This window comes from Arthrobacter sp. U41, assembly GCF_001750145.1.
Taxonomy (GTDB): Bacteria; Actinomycetota; Actinomycetes; order Actinomycetales; family Micrococcaceae; genus Arthrobacter.
Window position 1 is genome coordinate 1,026,775 of sequence record NZ_CP015732.1, and the last position, 14,787, is coordinate 1,041,561.

Sequence of the window (14,787 nt, forward strand, 5' to 3'; positions counted from 1 at the left end):
TGTTGCTGGGATCGATTGCTCCGCAACTGCCGTTTTGAGGGCTCATAACGGCAGTTACGGAGCAGCCGGTGGTCAGATGAGGTCGGTGATGAAACTGGCGGCCTTGGCGGCCGCGGCGGGGCGTTCCCCGTGGGTGACGTCACGGGTTTCGAGTTCGAGCGAGAAATGGCCGGTATAACCCTGCGCCGCGAGGCTGCGGAGTCCTGCGGCGAAGTCCGCGTGCCCGTTGCCGATGCTGAGGTTGATGTTGCCCGGGACTGCGTCGCGCAGGTGGACGTGGGAAATCCGTCCCTCGTGGCGCCGGAGGTACTCGAGGGGCTCCTCGCCGGCGGCCACGATGTGGCTGAAGTCCATGACGATTCCGACGCCGGACCCGGCCAGCCGCTGGGCGAGCAGTTCGGCGCGCTCGAGGTTCCAGCAGAACCGGAGGAAGTGCAGCGATTCGGTCCAGACTTCGACGCCGAACCCGGCCGCACGCTGCCCGGCGTGGATCAGTCCGGCAGCGACGGCGTCCAGGTCCTCCTCCAGGCTCCGGCCCGGTTCGTGGTTCAGGGCTCCGCAGGGAAGAACCAGCGCCCTCGCTCCAGTGTCGGCCGTGAGGGTGAGCAGCGCCGCCAGGTGCCGTTCGCGGGCCGCCTCCCCGCCGGCGTCGAGTACCGCGTTGAGGTCCCCGATGTCTCCGTTGACCGAGCGCACCCGGAGGCCGGAGGCCGCGACCTCGGCCGCAACGACTGCGACGGCGGGCAGGTCAAGTTCGTAGGGGACGTGGTCGCAGACGCCGGGGAGGGCGCCAAGGTCGATTTCCTCGAAGCCGAGCTCCGTCATGGTGCGGAGCGCCGTGGGCAGGTCCTGGTGCCGGAAACTGATGGACGAGCAGCCGAGTCGGGAGTTGAACATCGTCGTTGATCCTCTGGTCATGCCCGGGGGCGGTGGTGATGCAGACCACAGTACGGAAGCTTACTGTCAACAGTCAACCTTTGAAGTTGACTGTTGACAATGACATGAGGCGCGGGTCACACTGGCGTATCATTTGTTAACAGTCGACAGTGATGGCGCTGAGGCGTCAGCCGCTATTCGAAAGGGATTCACCATGAGCAACGAAGCTCTGAACATGAGGGGGCCGGTCCACGGCACCAAGGACGCAAAGCGGGTCGCCATCGGCTCCGGCGTCGGCGCAGTGATCGAGACCTATGACTTCATTGGTTTCGGCACGGCAGCTGCCCTGTACTTCGGCACGGCGTTTTTCCCGACCGGCGACCCGGTAACGGGAACCCTTGCCGCCTTCGCCACGCTGGGCGTCGGCTTTGCCGCCCGGCCCATCGGCGGCATCATCGGCGGCCACCTCGGCGACAAGCTCGGCCGCAAACCCGTCCTTGTCGCATCGCTGATCCTTATGGGCATCGCAACGTTCATGATCGGCCTGCTCCCCACCTACAGCCAGGTTGGCCTGCTGGCCCCCGCATTGCTCGTCTTCGTCCGTATCGTCCAGGGCCTGGCTTTCGGTGCCGAGTGGGGCGGCGCGATCCTGATGAGCTACGAACACGCCCCGTGGAAGGCCAAGGGCCGGTACACCGGCATCGTCCAGGCCGGATTCCCGGTCGGGCTGCTGCTGGCCAACCTCGTCTTCCTCTTCAGTGTCCAGCTCGGCGGTGAACTGGCCTGGCGCATCCCGTTCCTGGCCAGCATTGTGCTCGTCGCCGTCGGCCTGATCATCCGTTCCAAGGTCCCCGAGTCCCCCGTCTTTGACGAGGTCAAGGACAGCGGCGCCATCGTGAAGTCGCCGATCGTCGAGGTCATCAAGACCGACTGGCGCAACATCGTCAAGGGGATCGGTCTCCGCATTGCCGAGACCGCAGGCTACGCCGTATCCATCACCTACATGATTTCCTACCTTCACACCCAGCAGCTGGCTGACAAGACCCAGACCCTGGTGGCCCTCTGCATCGCTTCGGCGATCGGCATCTTTGCCACAATGGCCTGGGCCCGCCTGACGGACAGGATCGGCCGCCGCCCCCTCTACATCTGGTCCTGCGCTTTCGCCCTGCTGTTCGGTCTCCCGATGTTCATGCTGGTCAATACCGGCCTGTTCATCTTGATCATCGCCACGCTCGCGATCTCCTACGCCGTGTGCCAGAACTCCCTCGCCGGCGCCCAGGGCGCCTGGTTCCCGGAGCTCTTCCAGGCGAAAACCCGCGCGTCCGGCGCCTCGCTTGCCTACCAGATTTCGGCCATGGTTTCCGGCTTCACGCCGTTCATCACTACGCTGCTGTTCGTCAGCTTCGGCTGGATGGGCCCGGCATTGCTCTTCAGCTTCTACGCCGCCATCGGGCTCTGGGCCGCCGTCGTCACCCGCGAAACCTGGGGCAAGCGTGAGCGCCAGCTCGCGGACCAGGCCAGCAAAAGCACCCCCGAGCTGGTGAACTTCTGATGGCCACGGCTGAAGCGCTGCACACAGCCGCGCGGCTTCCCGGCGAGACCGCAACCGAGCGCACAGCGCGCGTCAGCGGCGCCGCGTACCGGATCCGGCACCACGCCCTGAACATGGGCGAGGTCCAGGGCCAGGGCTACGTAGGCCAGGCCCTGGGCGCGGCGGACATGCTCGCCGCCGTGTACGCGGACCAGCTCAGGTTCCGCCCCGACGATCCGGAGTGGGAGGAACGTGACCGGTTCCTGCTCTCCACCGGCCACTACGCCATCGGGCACTACGCGGCGCTGGCCGAGGCCGGGATCCTCCCGGTCGAGGAACTGGACACCTACGGCTCGGACGATTCCCGGCTGCCGATGTCCGGAATGTCCACCTACACCCCCGGCATGGAAATCTCGGGCGGGTCGCTGGGCCACGGTCTCTCCATCGCAGTCGGCATCGCCCTGGGCCTGCGCCACCAGGGCTCCACGTCCAGGGTCTACAACTTCCTCTCCGACGGCGAACTCGACGAGGGCTCCACCTGGGAGGCCGCGATGGGCGCCCACCACCACCAGCTCGGCAACCTGACCGCGATGGTGGACATCAACGCCCTGCAGGCCGACGGGAAAACGGACACCGTGCTCCGCACCGAACCCGTGACCGAAAAGTGGGAGGCCTTCGGCTGGTACACCCGGCGCGTGGACGGCAACGACATCGGCGCCCTATTGACAGCGTTCGACAACGCCGCCGACCAGGCAGCCGTCACGGGACGGCCTTCCGTGATCCTGTGCGACACGAAGGTCGGCCGCGGCGTGCCGCTGCTGGAGGACCGGGAAAAGGCGCACTTCATGCGCATCGAGGAACACGAATGGCAGACCTGCCGCGAGCAGTTGACTGCGGGATACGAAGAAAAGGCCAGCCGATGAGCACCTCCACCGCACCCAAGCTGAAGACTTCAGCCATGATCGCGTCCTTCGCGGACCCTGGCCAGAACACCGTGTCCGCACCGTTCGGGCACGCCCTGGCAAAGGCCGCCCACGACAACGACAAGATCGTCGGCCTGACCGCGGACCTTGGCAAGTACACCGACATGCACATCTTCGCCCAGGCCTACCCGGAACGGTTCTTCCAGATGGGCATGGCCGAGCAGCTGCTCTTCGGGGCCGCCGCCGGCCTGGCCGAGACGGGGCTGGTGCCCTTCGCTTCGACCTATTCCGTCTTCGCCGCCCGGCGCGCCTATGACTTCCTCTGCCTGGACGCCGCCGAACCGAACCTGAACGTCAACATCGTCGGGGGGCTCCCCGGCCTCACCACGGGGTACGGGCCCAGCCACCAGGCCACCGAGGACATGGCGATTTTCCGCGGCATGCCCAACCTGACCATCGTCGATCCCTGCGACTCCCTGGACATCGAGCAGGCCGTCCCCCAGCTCGCCGCCAGCGCAGGACCCAGCTACCTGCGGCTGCTGCGCGGCAACGTCCCGACCGTGCTGGACGAGTACGACTACAGCTTCGAACTCGGCAAAGCCAAAGTCCTGCGCGGCGGCGCCGACGTCGTCTTCATCTCCAGCGGCCTGATGACCATGCGCGCGCTTCAGGCCGCCCAGGCCCTCGCCGCCCACCACGTGGATGTTGCCGTTGTCCACGCCCCCACCATCAAACCCTTCGACACCGCGACGGTGCTCGCGGAGCTCAACACCGACCGGCTGGCGGTGACGCTGGAGAACCACAGCGTGATCGGCGGCCTCTTCGAAACCGTCGCGGCCGCCGTCGTTACCGCCGGGCTGGGCAGACGCGTCGTACCGATTGCCCTGCCGGACCAGTTCCTCGACGCCGGCGCACTGCCCACCCTCCATGACCGCTACGGACTCACCGTCCAGAAAATCGTCGCGAAAGTCCTCGCCGAACTGCGTTAGCCCGGAAACGGGAGAAGCGCGGCACAGGCACACGCCTGTGCCGCGCTTCTCCCGTAGGATCAACAGTTAACACACCAACGGTTGACATTAAGTTGTCAACCGTCACCCCGAGACATTTGAGGACACCCGCCATGGCCGGAGCTACAGCACCGCTGCTGGGACTCGAGAAGAAGAGCCTCCGCGAACAGGCCTTGTCCGCGCTGCGCATCGCTATTACCAGCGGCGAGCTGGAGCCCGGACGGCACCTCGTGGAGACGGAACTCTCTGACATGCTGCAGATCAGCCGCGGAACCCTGCGGGAGGCACTGCGCCAGCTGGAACAGGAGGGCCTGCTCTCGGCCGGGCCGCGGGGCAGGCTGTCGGTTCGCCATCTGGACGCCAAGGAAATCCGCGACATCTTCGCGGTGCGGGCCGCGCTTGAATCGCTGGCCGCGCGGACTCTGTGCCAACTGCCGGACCGGGTGCAGGTCACCGCTTCGCTGCGCAAAGCGATCGAAGCCATGGCGGCGGCTGCGCAGGGCAGCCTGGAGGAGCGGATTGAATCCGACCTCGAGTTCCATCGGACCTTGTGCCGCCTCACCGGCAACGAGACCCTGCTGCACTCATGGGAGTCCCTGGAAGGTTCCATCCGCATGTCGATCATGTTCGCGGGTGTGGAGCGGGCTGTCAGCAACATGAGCGTCGACAGGCACTACGACATCGTTACGGCGATCGAATCCGGCGACTCCTCGCTCGCGCGGCAGACCATCCTTGAGCACATGGATGGCGCCGCGGCGAATCTGGTGGCTTAGCCCCTAATAGTCCACGATCGCGCCGGCGGAAATGTTGACCGTGGCGTCGGTGATCGCCCCGGCCTTGTCCGAGGCGACGAAGCAGGCCACGTTTCCGACGTCGGCCAGCGTAGCGGTGCGGTTCAGGTGCGCGGACCTGGAGATCTCCACGATGATCTCCTCGCGCCCTTCCGTCTGCCACGGGATCGTCTCGATGATGCCGCCGGACACCAGGGTGACCACCCGGACGCCGTGTTTTCCCAGCTCCAGGGCCCACTGCCGGCGCAGCCCTTCCATCGCGTCCAGGGCCACCTTGAAACCGCCCAGCCCGGGCAGCGTCTGGGGCCCGGAACCGCCGAACATCAGCACCACACCGGAGCGCTGCTTGATCATGTGCGTCGCCGCGGCCCTGGTGGTGAGGAAGTGGGTGCGGGTGGCGAGGCTGATGGGCTGCGTGAAGTCGTTGACGTCGATGTCCATAAGCGGCTGCTGGATATCGCCGAAGGAGATGACGTTGAAGGAGATATCAATCCGTTTGCTCTTCTTCGCCACCCGGTCCACGAACGCGTCGACCTGTTCCTCGTCCAGGGCATCGACGACGGCGGTTTCCGCTTTCCCGCCCTCCTCATGGATGTCCCGGGCCACTTTTTCCAGCGGCGACCCGGTGCGTCCGGCGAGGTGGACGAAGGCGCCCTCCGCCGCGAAGGCCCGGGCCACCGCGCCGCCGATGGAACCGCCCGCACCGTAAATCAGCGCGGTCTTGCCGTGCAGCAATCCGTTTCCCGGCGCCTCGTTGTTCAGCATGGTCGCCTGCCTCCCGCGGTGGAGTGGTAAATTCCCTCCACTATGTTCTCGCCGGAAGCCGGTGGCAAGAGGCGTCCCCAGTTTAGGAGGCGAGGGTTCCTCGGACAATGCTCACGCTGGAGTGCGCGGGATTGCCGTCGACCGGCTCGTCGGAGACGTCCACGATCGGGAACTCGCCCAGATCCAGGCCCGCCGGCACCGCAAAAGTTCCGGACTCGGAGGTCATAACTCCCAGGCTCACCAGCCGTGTCAGGTCCGGCGCGATCAGCCAGACCTCCTGGTAACCGCGGGCCTCGACCTTGTCCACCCGCACCTCCAGGGTACGTTGCCCGTCCTTGGCCTCGACAACCCGGGCCGATCCGGTGGCGGAATGCTGGTCCACCGGCGCGAGTTCGGCCCTGGCAAGCGGGGTCACTGCGGGCTGGCTCTGCTGCACGGACCAGAAAACGCCCCCCGCCAGCAGAGCCGTGGCCGCGGCCGCCGCCAGCCACACCCCGGGTCGGCGGAGCCAGCCGGAGCCTCCGCCAGGTTCCTGCTTTCGGCCGGCACGCTCCTCCCGGGTCGGGAGCGGCGTCACGGAACTGGACGGTGGCAGTGGCAGTGGCGCCGGGCGGGTGCCCGACGCCGTCGGGGAATCAAGCGGGTCGGCGGCGACGGCGGTGGAAAGTCCCAGGGCGCTGTGAATTCCGGCCCACACCTGCGGCCCCGGTGACTCCAGCGTGGCGGCGTCCGGTCCGGGCTTTGCCGCCACCACGGCGCGACGGAGACCCATGTATTCCGATGCGCAGCTGGCACAGGAACGGAGGTGGTCCGCGGCGTCGTCTCCGAGCTCTTCGCCGAGGGCCAGCAGGCTCAGGGACTCCGGGTCAAGATGTTGCACGGTCTACCTCCAATCGGCTTCTGAGTTGGGACAGGCTGCGGCGGATGTGGCTTTTGACCGTACCAAGCGGCAGGTCCAGTTTCTGTGAAATCTGCGAATGCGTCAGGTCATCGTAGAAGGCGAGCTTGAGGATGGACCCTTGCGGCTCCCCCAGCCTGTCCAGTTCCCCGTCCAGCAGCAGGCGGTCGGCCAGGACCTCCGCCGATGCGTGCCCGGCGCCCTGTTCCGGGTCCGGGGACAGCTCGACGGCGGCCAGCACCTTCCGGGTTTCCCGCATTGAGGCCGCCTGCGCATCCGTGATCACGTTGCGGGTGATGCCCACGATCCACGCCGGCAGCCGGGCTTTCGCCGGGTCGAATGCAGCCCGCGAGCGCCATACCCGGATGAACACTTCCTGGGTGACGTCGTCGGCCGCGGAGTTGTCGCGCAGCGAGCGCAGCGCCAACGTGTGCACCAGGGGCGAGAACTGCCGGTACGCCTCGGTCAACGCGTTTTCGTCACCTGCGGCGAAGGACTCGTTCAGTCCCGCGTCCCAGTCGGAGGAGGCCTCGAAAGGTGCCAAGACCGGCTCCTTCCCCCTGTTGGTGGCGACGCTGAGCGCTGCGTGCTGAATCATGCAGGCACCGCCGTGACAATGACATTGTCGCCGTAGTCCTGTTGTTCGTCCAGCCATCGTCCGCCGCAGGTCACGAGCTTCAGCTCGGGCGGGCCGTCGCGCCGGAAGATCGATGCGCCGTCGAACGCGTCCTTGGCCATAAGTTCCACCCCGGTCACCCGGAAGGTCAGGGGCTGGGCCCCTTCGCGCTGGACAGCCACGAGGGTGCCCGGCGCGAGGGATTTGAGCTGGGAAAAGGGCGCCGAATCGGACGTTGTGTCGACGTGCGCCGCGACCACCGCGGTGCCGGCGGCAGCTCCGGGAGCCGGCCCGAAGCGGTACCAGCCGGCCTCATTGAACGGCTCCGGGATCTCCATGGCCCCGTCTGGGCTCACACCCACCTCGACGATCGGCATGTTGATCGTGGTTCCCTCCACGGTGAGGAAGCGCGGGGCCGGCTCCGCGGGTGCCTGGGCCGGTGGGGTTGCCGGGCGGACCGGGATGGTTGACCCTGGAACGGGGTTTGGCGGAGCCTGCGCCGGCGGGGTCCCCGGTGGCTCGGTGCCGGGTCGTGCGGTTTCCGGGGAGGCTGTCTGGGTGGCGGTGGGCTCCGGAGTGGCGGGGCTCTGCGGTGCGGTGCAGCCGGCGATCAGCAGCGCCATCGTGACGACGGCGGCCGCGACCCGTGCGGCGGAGCCGAGAGCGGCGGAGCCGTGTGCGGCCGTCCGCGGAGCGGGGGCGAGGGGTCGCCGGGTCCCGTCCGACGTCGTCTTGCGGTTCATGTCCGTCCTCCTGCCGTGGTGGAGCTCAGGGGCCGGCCGCCCGGCGGTTAACCGGGCGGCCGGTGTTAGCGGATGCGGCCTAGCGGATGCGGCGGACCGCCGGCTGCCTGCGGGACACAGCGACCCCGCCGGCAAGGAGCAGGAGGACCGCGGCGCCGATGCCTACCGTGGCGGCTGTTGCGTTCCCGGCGTCAGCGGCGCCGGAGCGTGCGCCGGGAACGCCGGCGGGAGCGGAGTGCAGCCCCTCAACGTTCTGCACAGCCAGCTGCAGGTTGTTGTCTGCGAGGCTGCCCCACGCGTACACCACCGTATGTGTTCCTTCGGTGACGGTCACATCTGCCGGTCCGATCACCGGAGCCGTGGTGCCTGCCGCGGCCACCGCAACGGACAGGGTGCCGGGATCCAGCGTGAGCGTCTCCTCATTGGGATTGGCCAGGCCCGAGATCACGGGGGCGCCGCCTGCGAGGACATCCACGGCCGGCGCCGCCGCCGTTTGGCGCACGGTGAGCTTGCCCTTGCCGGGATCGAGCGGTGAAACGTCGTTTGTGAAGAAGTTGGCCGTCGGTTTGCCCTCTGCGTCGAGGTTCGCCACCGCCGTGTAGTTGCCGCTGGCGGCGAGGGTGACGGTCACAGGCCCAATCACGGGAGCGGAAGCGTCCGCGGCATCGGCGGCGGTAATAGCAAGGGCATAGTCCCCGGCCGGCAGGGCCAGCGGCCCGGCCAGGGTGCCGGGAGCGAAGTCGTCAAGCGTGCGTTCGCCGTTGACCCAGACGTCAACGGTCAGGCCGGGCACGCCGTGCAGCACGGAAAGCTGGGCGTCGGACTCGGCCGCCTGGGCGGGGCCGGCCAGGGTGAGAGCTGCCGCGATGGCCACGGCGCCTGCTGAGAAAAGGCTGGTACGCATTTACATCTCCTTCAACGGCCCGCCAGGCGGGCGATTTTTGCTTACACCCCTACTACCGGCGCGCGGGACCGTTTGGATGCACCTGCATGTAAAAGTTTTTTAAGGGGTGTGCTTTTTGGCGCAGCAAAGGGCATCACGGAGTGCAGCGGGCACACTTCGCCGCGGGCACAGCAAAGCGGCCGGGCGGCTCCACTGAGCTGCCCGGCCGCGGCTGTCGATGTTCCGGAGCGGGCTAGATACGCGGCGGGTTGTCCGGGCCGGCAGCGTTGTCCCGGCCGGCGGGGGCTTCCGGTTTGTCGGGGCCGGCGGCTGCGGGCCCGCCGATACCGTAGAAACCCGCATGGCCGGCGGCTGGCCCGGCGGTGGGCGTGGCCGTCCCACCCGGACCGCCAGCAGCGGGTGTGCCTGTCCCGCCCGGGGCAGGCTGGCCGTAGAGGGGCGGGGCACCGCCGGGAAGCGCGTAACCAGGTCCGGCCGGGGGCACCGCCGGGGGAATCGCCGGAACATCCCCCGGATCCCGCGGCCCCATGTCCAGATGGAATGGCGGATATTCGTCGCGCATCAGGGAAACGTAGGCGGCCACGCGGTAGATCCAGCGGTTCAGGCCCATGATGAAGTCGAAAAGACCCCTGGAGTACACCCCGGTGAACAGCAGGATGACCCCGGCGATGAAGACCAGAAGCCCGAGCAGGGAGGCGCCGGCGCCACCCTGCACCCATTGCCCGTCGCGGTACACCCAGGTCTGGGCGGTCCCGGTCAGCAACGCAATGATCAGCAGGTGGGGGATGGCCAGCAGCCAGGACTTCACGAGGACCAGGCCGCGGGACAGTTTCTCGGGATAGTCGACGTCGAAGTCGGCCGGGTAGCCGGTGCGCTCCAGAGTGAACGGTGGATAGAGATCCGTGCCGAGCGCCCCGTACGAGTAGAAGGCCACACGCCAGCTCCAGCGCATCACTCCGACGTTGAAGTTGAACAGCGAGCGCGGGTAGCGCCCGGTGAAGAGGATCGCGAACCACGCCACGATGGTGACCACGACGAAGGCAAACCACAGGAAGAAGAGGACGATGAAGTGCGGGATCGCCAGGAGCCACTTGAACAGCCACATCCAACGGGACAGGTTCGGGTCCAGATGTCCGCTAAGCCGGGCGGGGTAGACGACGCCAGTGCCCGGAGGGACGCCTGCCACCGCACCTGGCAGCGCTCCCGCCGCATGGAGCCGGGGTGGCGGTGCAGTGGCCGAGTACTGCGGCTGGCCGGGCACGGGCTGGCCGGGCAGCGGCGGTCCGCCCTTGCCGCGTCCCAGCCCCGCGGCACCCAGCACGATCAGCGGAACGCCAATGAGCAGGAAGACGATTCCGCCGGCGAGCAGACCGATAAAGACCGGCCACAGCAGGTCGGAGCGGCCTCCTGCCTTCATGTCGACGGCCACCGGCGCAGTTGCGTCGGCGTTCATGATGACAACAGCCCAGCTTCCGGACCGCAGGTCCCACTCGAGCTGCTGCTCCCCCGCGCCGGTGGCTGACGCGGTCCAAAAGCCCTGATCCGCCGGCCTCGCCGGAACCCGGGCTCCGGCCACATCCCGGTACTCCGCCCGGAAGGGGTTGAACCGTACTTCCGTGATCTCCGAATGGCTGACGCCGTCCAGATAGGCCGCCACATCGCTCCGCGGCCCGATCCCGATGAAGATTTCCTTGCCGGCGGCCGCCGAACCGCCCAGCAGGATACTTCCCACCATGCCGACCGGTGCTGTATCCGGGACCCCGTCTTCGGTCATGATGTCGAGGCGGGGTGTTGTCAGGGCGTAGGAATTCGTGGCGTAACGTTCCGACGGGGTCGTGAAGTACCCGTTGTCACGTTGCAGGTAGTTGGCGAAGCCCGCGGCACCGGCGCCGGCCAGCAGCCCCAGTCCGAGGAGAGCGCTGAGCGTTCCCAGCACCAGCATGACTATCCGGCCTGGTCGCATGGCCGCCGTCCTTTCAGATGACTCAGATCAGCTGACTCAGCTCGTGAGGGAGGTGAGTAGGGTTCGTGCCCAGGCCTCGGCCTTCTCGATTTCGCCGTTGCGCAGCGGTCCTTCGCTGCCCTTCACATAGAAGGGCATGGGTTCGGCGATGATGTCTGCCCCGCCTGCCTTCAGCGCATGGGTTATCTTCTTGGCGGCGTCGCCGTGGATGAACATCCGGACGCGGGTGTCGAACGCGGCAGCTTTCACACCGTTGAGCGCACCGTTGCCCAGGGCCGAGAGCAGCGCGGTGATCTTCGGCGTCGGACGCCATCCGTTGATCGGGCTTCCGACCACGAGCAGGTCCCCTGCGTCGAGCGATTCGGTCCTGAAGTCGCCGACCGCGACGGAACTCGCCTGGATCCCCTCGAGCGAGCCGGTGATCGCCTCCGCGACCGATTTCGTGTTGCCGTACGCCGAATCGTAGACAACCAGGGCTTTCATGCCGTGATCACAACCTTCAGCGCCTTCGTCTCCGCGGCCCGGGCGAAGGTGTCGTAGGCGTCCAGGAACTGATCGAAGCTGAAATGGTGGGTGGCGAACTTCTCCGCCGGCACCTTCTTCTGGGCCACAAGTTTGAGCAGCATCGGGGTGGTGTTGGCGTTCACCAGGCCCATGCTGATGTTGATGTTCTGGATCCAGAGGTTTTCCACATGCAGCTCCACGGACTTGCCGTGCACGCCGACGTTGGCCACGTTGCCGCCGGGGCGCACGATCTCCGTGCACATGCTGAAGGTCGCCGGGATGCCCACCGCCTCGATCGCCACGTCAACGCCCTGTCCGTCGGTCAGGGCAAGCACCTGCTCCTTCCAGTCAGCGTCGCCGGAGAGGACGACGTCGGTGGCGCCGAATTCGCGGGACTTTTCCAGCCGGTTCGCGTCAAGGTCGATGGCGATGATGGTGGCGGCTCCGTAGAGTCCGGCGGTGGCGATGGCGGCGAGGCCGACCGGGCCGGCGCCGACGACGGCGACCGTGTCGCCGGGTTTCACGCGGCCGTACTGCACACCGATCTCGAAGCCGGTCGGGAGGATGTCGGAGAGCATCACGGCCTGTTCGTCGGTGACGCCCTCGGGGAGCAGGTGGAGGGAGTTCTCCGCGTACGGGACACGGACGTACTCTGCCTGGGTGCCGTCGATCAGGTGCCCGAAGACCCATCCAATGCCGGACGCCCCTTCCTCGCCCATGCAGTGCGAGTAGAGCCCGGTCTTGCAGTTGGCACAGTGGCCGCAGGACTTGATGCAAGAGATGATGACGCGGTCCCCCACCTTCAGGCTGGTGACTGAGGAGCCGACTTCCGTGATGGTCCCGACGCCTTCGTGGCCGAGGATCCGGCCCTTGGTCACCGCGGGGACATCCCCCTTAAGGATATGAAGGTCCGTGCCGCAGATCGTGGTGGTATCCACTTTGACGATCACGTCGCTGGGATTCTGGACCTTGGGATCGGGGACGTCCGTCCAGGACTTTTCTCCGGGACCGCCATAGACGAGGGCTTTCATGCGTTCTCCTTGATTCTGAGGATGTTCGGCGGATCCACAATGCGCAGCCGGCACGGCGTTTCTGAGGCGTCGATGCCGGATGACACGACTGAGCGGCGGGCATGCTCGTGGAGTTCTTCAATGGCATCGGAGGTCACATGGGCGTGGGCGAGGTCCACTACGATTTCGTAGCCGGGAAGTTTGGCGGCGACGCGGCGGCAGACGACGTAGAGGGCCCGGATATTTGCGGGTGTAACGACGCCCCGCACGTTGACCTTCGCCGACTCCTCCACGGCGTCGATCCGGATCAGCACCTTGATGCGGGGATCCCCGTGCGCGGGGTGCGCGTAGTAAGCGCTGGATCGGTTCCCGTGTTGCCTGTGCGTCACGGGGTATCAGAGCTCCCGCGCGGCCGGTGCGCGGACTCCAGTGTGTACATATCGCTAGTGACGGTCATGTTTGGCTGCGGTCTCCTGCCGTGATCCCGCAGACGCGGGATTGGGCAGAATGCCTTTTCCTTCCCCAAGGTTCGAGCGAGACCGTACAACTGATAAGCAAGCGGTTCATCCCCCGATGGCCGTGCAGGAACCGCCCCAAATCCAGCATGCTGGGTGGGTGTTACCGGTGCAAGGGGCGAAAGTCCCTTGCTCCGGCGGGACCGGACCCGGCCGTTGGTGCGGTTCCTCATTGGCGCGTGGGCGGGTCCGGATTGGCGCTGAGCCCTCCGGCCCATAGCCTGTTTTCTATGCCTGAGACTCCTGTTGATGCCGTGAACCACCTCGTGCTCGCCTCGGTGCGGGTCCCCGGCGCGACGGCGCTGTGCGACGTGCACGTGAGCGACGGCGTGGTTTCGCGGATCACCCCGGCCGGAAGGCCCGGCGGCCGCCGGGTCCGGGTGGTTGAACTGGATGGCCGCTGTGTCATCCCGGGATTGTGGGATGAGCATGTCCACATGACCCAGTGGGCTCTCGCCGCCAATCGGATCGACCTCTCCGGCGCCGCCACGGCACGGGAGGCGGCCGGCGTCGTGCGTTCCTCCCTGTCCGGCCCGGGCCTGGCGGATGAAGGAGGCAGCGGCCCCACCGTGGTGGGCGTCGGCTTCCGGGACGCCGTCTGGGCGGACGTTCCCAGCCTGGAGCTGCTCGACGGCGCCACCCGGGGCCTGCCGACGGCGTTGCTGAGCCATGATCTGCACTGCGTCTGGCTCAACAGCGCGGCGGTCGAACGCTACGGTGTGGCGGTGGACGCATCCGGGCTGCTGCGCGAGGAGCCGGCCTTTCAATTGACCCGCGAGCTGGGAAAACTGCCGGACGCCGTGGTGGATGCCTGGGTGCGGGAGTCCGCGCAGGCGGCGGCGGCACGCGGGATTGTGGGGATTGTCGATTTCGAAATGACCTGGACCCGGGACGTCTGGCTGCGTCGTATGGCCGGCGGTTTCGATGCTTTCCGGGTCGACGCCGGCGTCTATCCGCAGGACCTCGCGCGGGCCGTTGCGGAGGGGATGCGGACCGGGCAGGCGCTTGACGGCGGGGCGGGGCTGCTGCGGGCGGGCCCGCTCAAGGTGCTGATCGACGGCTCGCTGAACACCCGGACGGCTTACTGCGTGGACCCCTATCCGCACGGCGGCCGCGGGCTGCTCACCGTGAGCCAGCCGGAACTGCTGGAACTGCTCGTCCGTGCCCGGGAGTCTGGATTCCTCCCGGCGGTGCACGCGATCGGCGACGGCGCCAACGAGGTGGCGCTGAATGCCTTCGCGGCGGCCGGGACCGGCGGCCGGATTGAGCATGCCCAGTTTGTCCGCGCCCAGGACTTTGCCCGCTTCGGCGAGCTGGGCGTAACGGCGAGCGTCCAGCCCGCCCATGCCCTGGATGACCGTGATGCCGCCGATTCCAATTGGGCCGGGCACACGGACCGGGCGTTTCCGTTGCGGTCGCTGCTGGCTGCCGGGGCCACCCTGGCGCTTGGTTCGGATGCGCCGGTGGCGCCGCTGGACCCGTGGACCGCGATGTCGGCGGCAACCACCCGTGCGCGGCAGGACGGCCGGGAGCCCTGGCATCTCGAGCAGGCACTCACCCGGCAGGAGGCTCTGACCGCGTCAACGCGCGGGCGGGCCGGTATCCGCGTGGGGGACCCTGCGGATCTCGTAGTCCTCGACGGCGACCCGCTGGCGGTAGCGGACGATACTTTCGCCGCGATGCCCGTGGCCGCGACGCTGGTGGCTGGACGGTTCACATACCTAAGCGGCCTCTGACCGGA

Annotated in this window: 15 protein-coding genes; 5 read left to right on the forward strand and 10 right to left on the reverse strand. The window is 67.4% G+C overall.

Annotated features, from left to right (window positions below; translation table 11 throughout):
- Positions 1-72 precede the first annotated feature (72 nt).
- The gene (locus ASPU41_RS04790; RefSeq protein ID WP_069949953.1) at positions 73-897 is read right to left on the reverse strand and encodes a sugar phosphate isomerase/epimerase family protein; all 825 of its coding nucleotides are present in this window, start codon (positions 895-897) and stop codon (positions 73-75) included.
- A gap of 193 nt (positions 898-1,090) precedes the next feature.
- On the opposite strand from ASPU41_RS04790, the gene ASPU41_RS04795 reads away from it, so the two are divergent.
- The 4 genes from ASPU41_RS04795 to ASPU41_RS04810 all read left to right on the forward strand — a co-directional run bounded on the left by ASPU41_RS04795 (position 1,091) and on the right by ASPU41_RS04810 (position 5,110).
- Complete coding sequence (locus tag ASPU41_RS04795) at positions 1,091-2,428, forward strand: MFS transporter (RefSeq protein WP_069949954.1); 1,338 nt, start codon at positions 1,091-1,093, stop codon at positions 2,426-2,428.
- Entirely contained in the window at positions 2,428-3,330 is a 903-nt protein-coding gene (locus ASPU41_RS04800; protein ID WP_069949955.1) for a transketolase, read from the forward strand. The genes ASPU41_RS04795 and ASPU41_RS04800 overlap by 1 nt, the downstream gene beginning before the upstream one ends.
- Positions 3,327-4,319 (forward strand): transketolase family protein, encoded by a 993-nt coding sequence (locus tag ASPU41_RS04805; protein WP_069949956.1) that lies wholly within the window; start codon positions 3,327-3,329, stop codon positions 4,317-4,319. Before ASPU41_RS04800 ends, ASPU41_RS04805 begins: the two co-directional genes overlap by 4 nt.
- A 131-nt stretch (positions 4,320-4,450) precedes the next feature.
- Positions 4,451-5,110: a GntR family transcriptional regulator gene (locus ASPU41_RS04810; RefSeq protein WP_069949957.1), complete on the forward strand. Its 660-nt coding sequence runs from the start codon at positions 4,451-4,453 to the stop codon at positions 5,108-5,110.
- Between the two features lie 3 nt (positions 5,111-5,113).
- On the opposite strand, the gene ASPU41_RS04815 is transcribed toward ASPU41_RS04810, so the two are convergent.
- From ASPU41_RS04815 to ASPU41_RS04855, 9 genes are all read right to left on the reverse strand, one after another.
- Entirely contained in the window at positions 5,114-5,893 is a 780-nt protein-coding gene (locus ASPU41_RS04815; RefSeq protein WP_069949958.1) for an SDR family NAD(P)-dependent oxidoreductase, read from the reverse strand.
- A gap of 82 nt (positions 5,894-5,975) precedes the next feature.
- Positions 5,976-6,773 carry an anti-sigma factor domain-containing protein gene (locus ASPU41_RS04820; protein ID WP_069949959.1) on the reverse strand — a complete coding sequence of 266 codons (798 nt, stop codon included), beginning with the start codon at positions 6,771-6,773 and terminating at the stop codon, positions 5,976-5,978.
- Entirely contained in the window at positions 6,760-7,389 is a 630-nt protein-coding gene (locus ASPU41_RS04825) for an RNA polymerase sigma factor (protein WP_069949960.1), read from the reverse strand. The genes ASPU41_RS04820 and ASPU41_RS04825 overlap by 14 nt, the downstream gene beginning before the upstream one ends.
- Positions 7,386-8,150 carry a class F sortase gene (locus ASPU41_RS04830; protein ID WP_083266364.1) on the reverse strand — a complete coding sequence of 255 codons (765 nt, stop codon included), beginning with the start codon at positions 8,148-8,150 and terminating at the stop codon, positions 7,386-7,388. Before ASPU41_RS04830 ends, ASPU41_RS04825 begins: the two co-directional genes overlap by 4 nt.
- A gap of 79 nt (positions 8,151-8,229) precedes the next feature.
- On the reverse strand, positions 8,230-9,054 hold the full coding sequence (locus tag ASPU41_RS04835; protein WP_069949961.1) for a DUF4397 domain-containing protein: 825 nt from the start codon (positions 9,052-9,054) through the stop codon (positions 8,230-8,232).
- 232 nt (positions 9,055-9,286) lie between these two features.
- Complete coding sequence (locus ASPU41_RS04840) at positions 9,287-11,017, reverse strand: DUF4389 domain-containing protein (protein ID WP_083266365.1); 1,731 nt, start codon at positions 11,015-11,017, stop codon at positions 9,287-9,289.
- Positions 11,018-11,053: 36 nt separating this feature from the next.
- On the reverse strand, positions 11,054-11,500 hold the full coding sequence (locus ASPU41_RS04845) for a flavodoxin family protein (protein WP_069949963.1): 447 nt from the start codon (positions 11,498-11,500) through the stop codon (positions 11,054-11,056).
- The gene (locus ASPU41_RS04850) at positions 11,497-12,552 is read right to left on the reverse strand and encodes a zinc-dependent alcohol dehydrogenase family protein (RefSeq protein WP_069949964.1); all 1,056 of its coding nucleotides are present in this window, start codon (positions 12,550-12,552) and stop codon (positions 11,497-11,499) included. Before ASPU41_RS04850 ends, ASPU41_RS04845 begins: the two co-directional genes overlap by 4 nt.
- Positions 12,549-12,920: a hypothetical protein gene (locus tag ASPU41_RS04855; protein WP_069949965.1), complete on the reverse strand. Its 372-nt coding sequence runs from the start codon at positions 12,918-12,920 to the stop codon at positions 12,549-12,551. Before ASPU41_RS04855 ends, ASPU41_RS04850 begins: the two co-directional genes overlap by 4 nt.
- 356 nt (positions 12,921-13,276) lie before the next feature.
- Between ASPU41_RS04855 and ASPU41_RS04860 the strand changes: the two genes are divergently transcribed.
- Positions 13,277-14,782 (forward strand): amidohydrolase, encoded by a 1,506-nt coding sequence (locus ASPU41_RS04860; RefSeq protein WP_069949966.1) that lies wholly within the window; start codon positions 13,277-13,279, stop codon positions 14,780-14,782.
- Positions 14,783-14,787 lie beyond the last annotated feature (5 nt).

Bases quoted from the DNA above. Each gene is read 5' to 3' on its own strand.
- ASPU41_RS04800 (WP_069949955.1), top strand. From the start codon at position 2,428: ATGGCCACGGCTGAAGCGCTGCACACAGCCGCGCGGCTTCCCGGCGAG.
- ASPU41_RS04840 (WP_083266365.1), bottom strand. From the start codon at position 11,017: ATGCGACCAGGCCGGATAGTCATGCTGGTGCTGGGAACGCTCAGCGCT.
- ASPU41_RS04860 (WP_069949966.1), top strand. From the start codon at position 13,277: ATGCCTGAGACTCCTGTTGATGCCGTGAACCACCTCGTGCTCGCCTCG.
- ASPU41_RS04835 (WP_069949961.1), bottom strand. From the start codon at position 9,054: ATGCGTACCAGCCTTTTCTCAGCAGGCGCCGTGGCCATCGCGGCAGCT.
- ASPU41_RS04790 (WP_069949953.1), bottom strand. From the start codon at position 897: ATGTTCAACTCCCGACTCGGCTGCTCGTCCATCAGTTTCCGGCACCAG.
- ASPU41_RS04825 (WP_069949960.1), bottom strand. From the start codon at position 7,389: ATGATTCAGCACGCAGCGCTCAGCGTCGCCACCAACAGGGGGAAGGAG.
- ASPU41_RS04815 (WP_069949958.1), bottom strand. From the start codon at position 5,893: ATGCTGAACAACGAGGCGCCGGGAAACGGATTGCTGCACGGCAAGACC.
- ASPU41_RS04795 (WP_069949954.1), top strand. From the start codon at position 1,091: ATGAGCAACGAAGCTCTGAACATGAGGGGGCCGGTCCACGGCACCAAG.
- ASPU41_RS04845 (WP_069949963.1), bottom strand. From the start codon at position 11,500: ATGAAAGCCCTGGTTGTCTACGATTCGGCGTACGGCAACACGAAATCG.
- ASPU41_RS04805 (WP_069949956.1), top strand. From the start codon at position 3,327: ATGAGCACCTCCACCGCACCCAAGCTGAAGACTTCAGCCATGATCGCG.
- ASPU41_RS04850 (WP_069949964.1), bottom strand. From the start codon at position 12,552: ATGAAAGCCCTCGTCTATGGCGGTCCCGGAGAAAAGTCCTGGACGGAC.
- ASPU41_RS04810 (WP_069949957.1), top strand. From the start codon at position 4,451: ATGGCCGGAGCTACAGCACCGCTGCTGGGACTCGAGAAGAAGAGCCTC.
- ASPU41_RS04830 (WP_083266364.1), bottom strand. From the start codon at position 8,150: ATGAACCGCAAGACGACGTCGGACGGGACCCGGCGACCCCTCGCCCCC.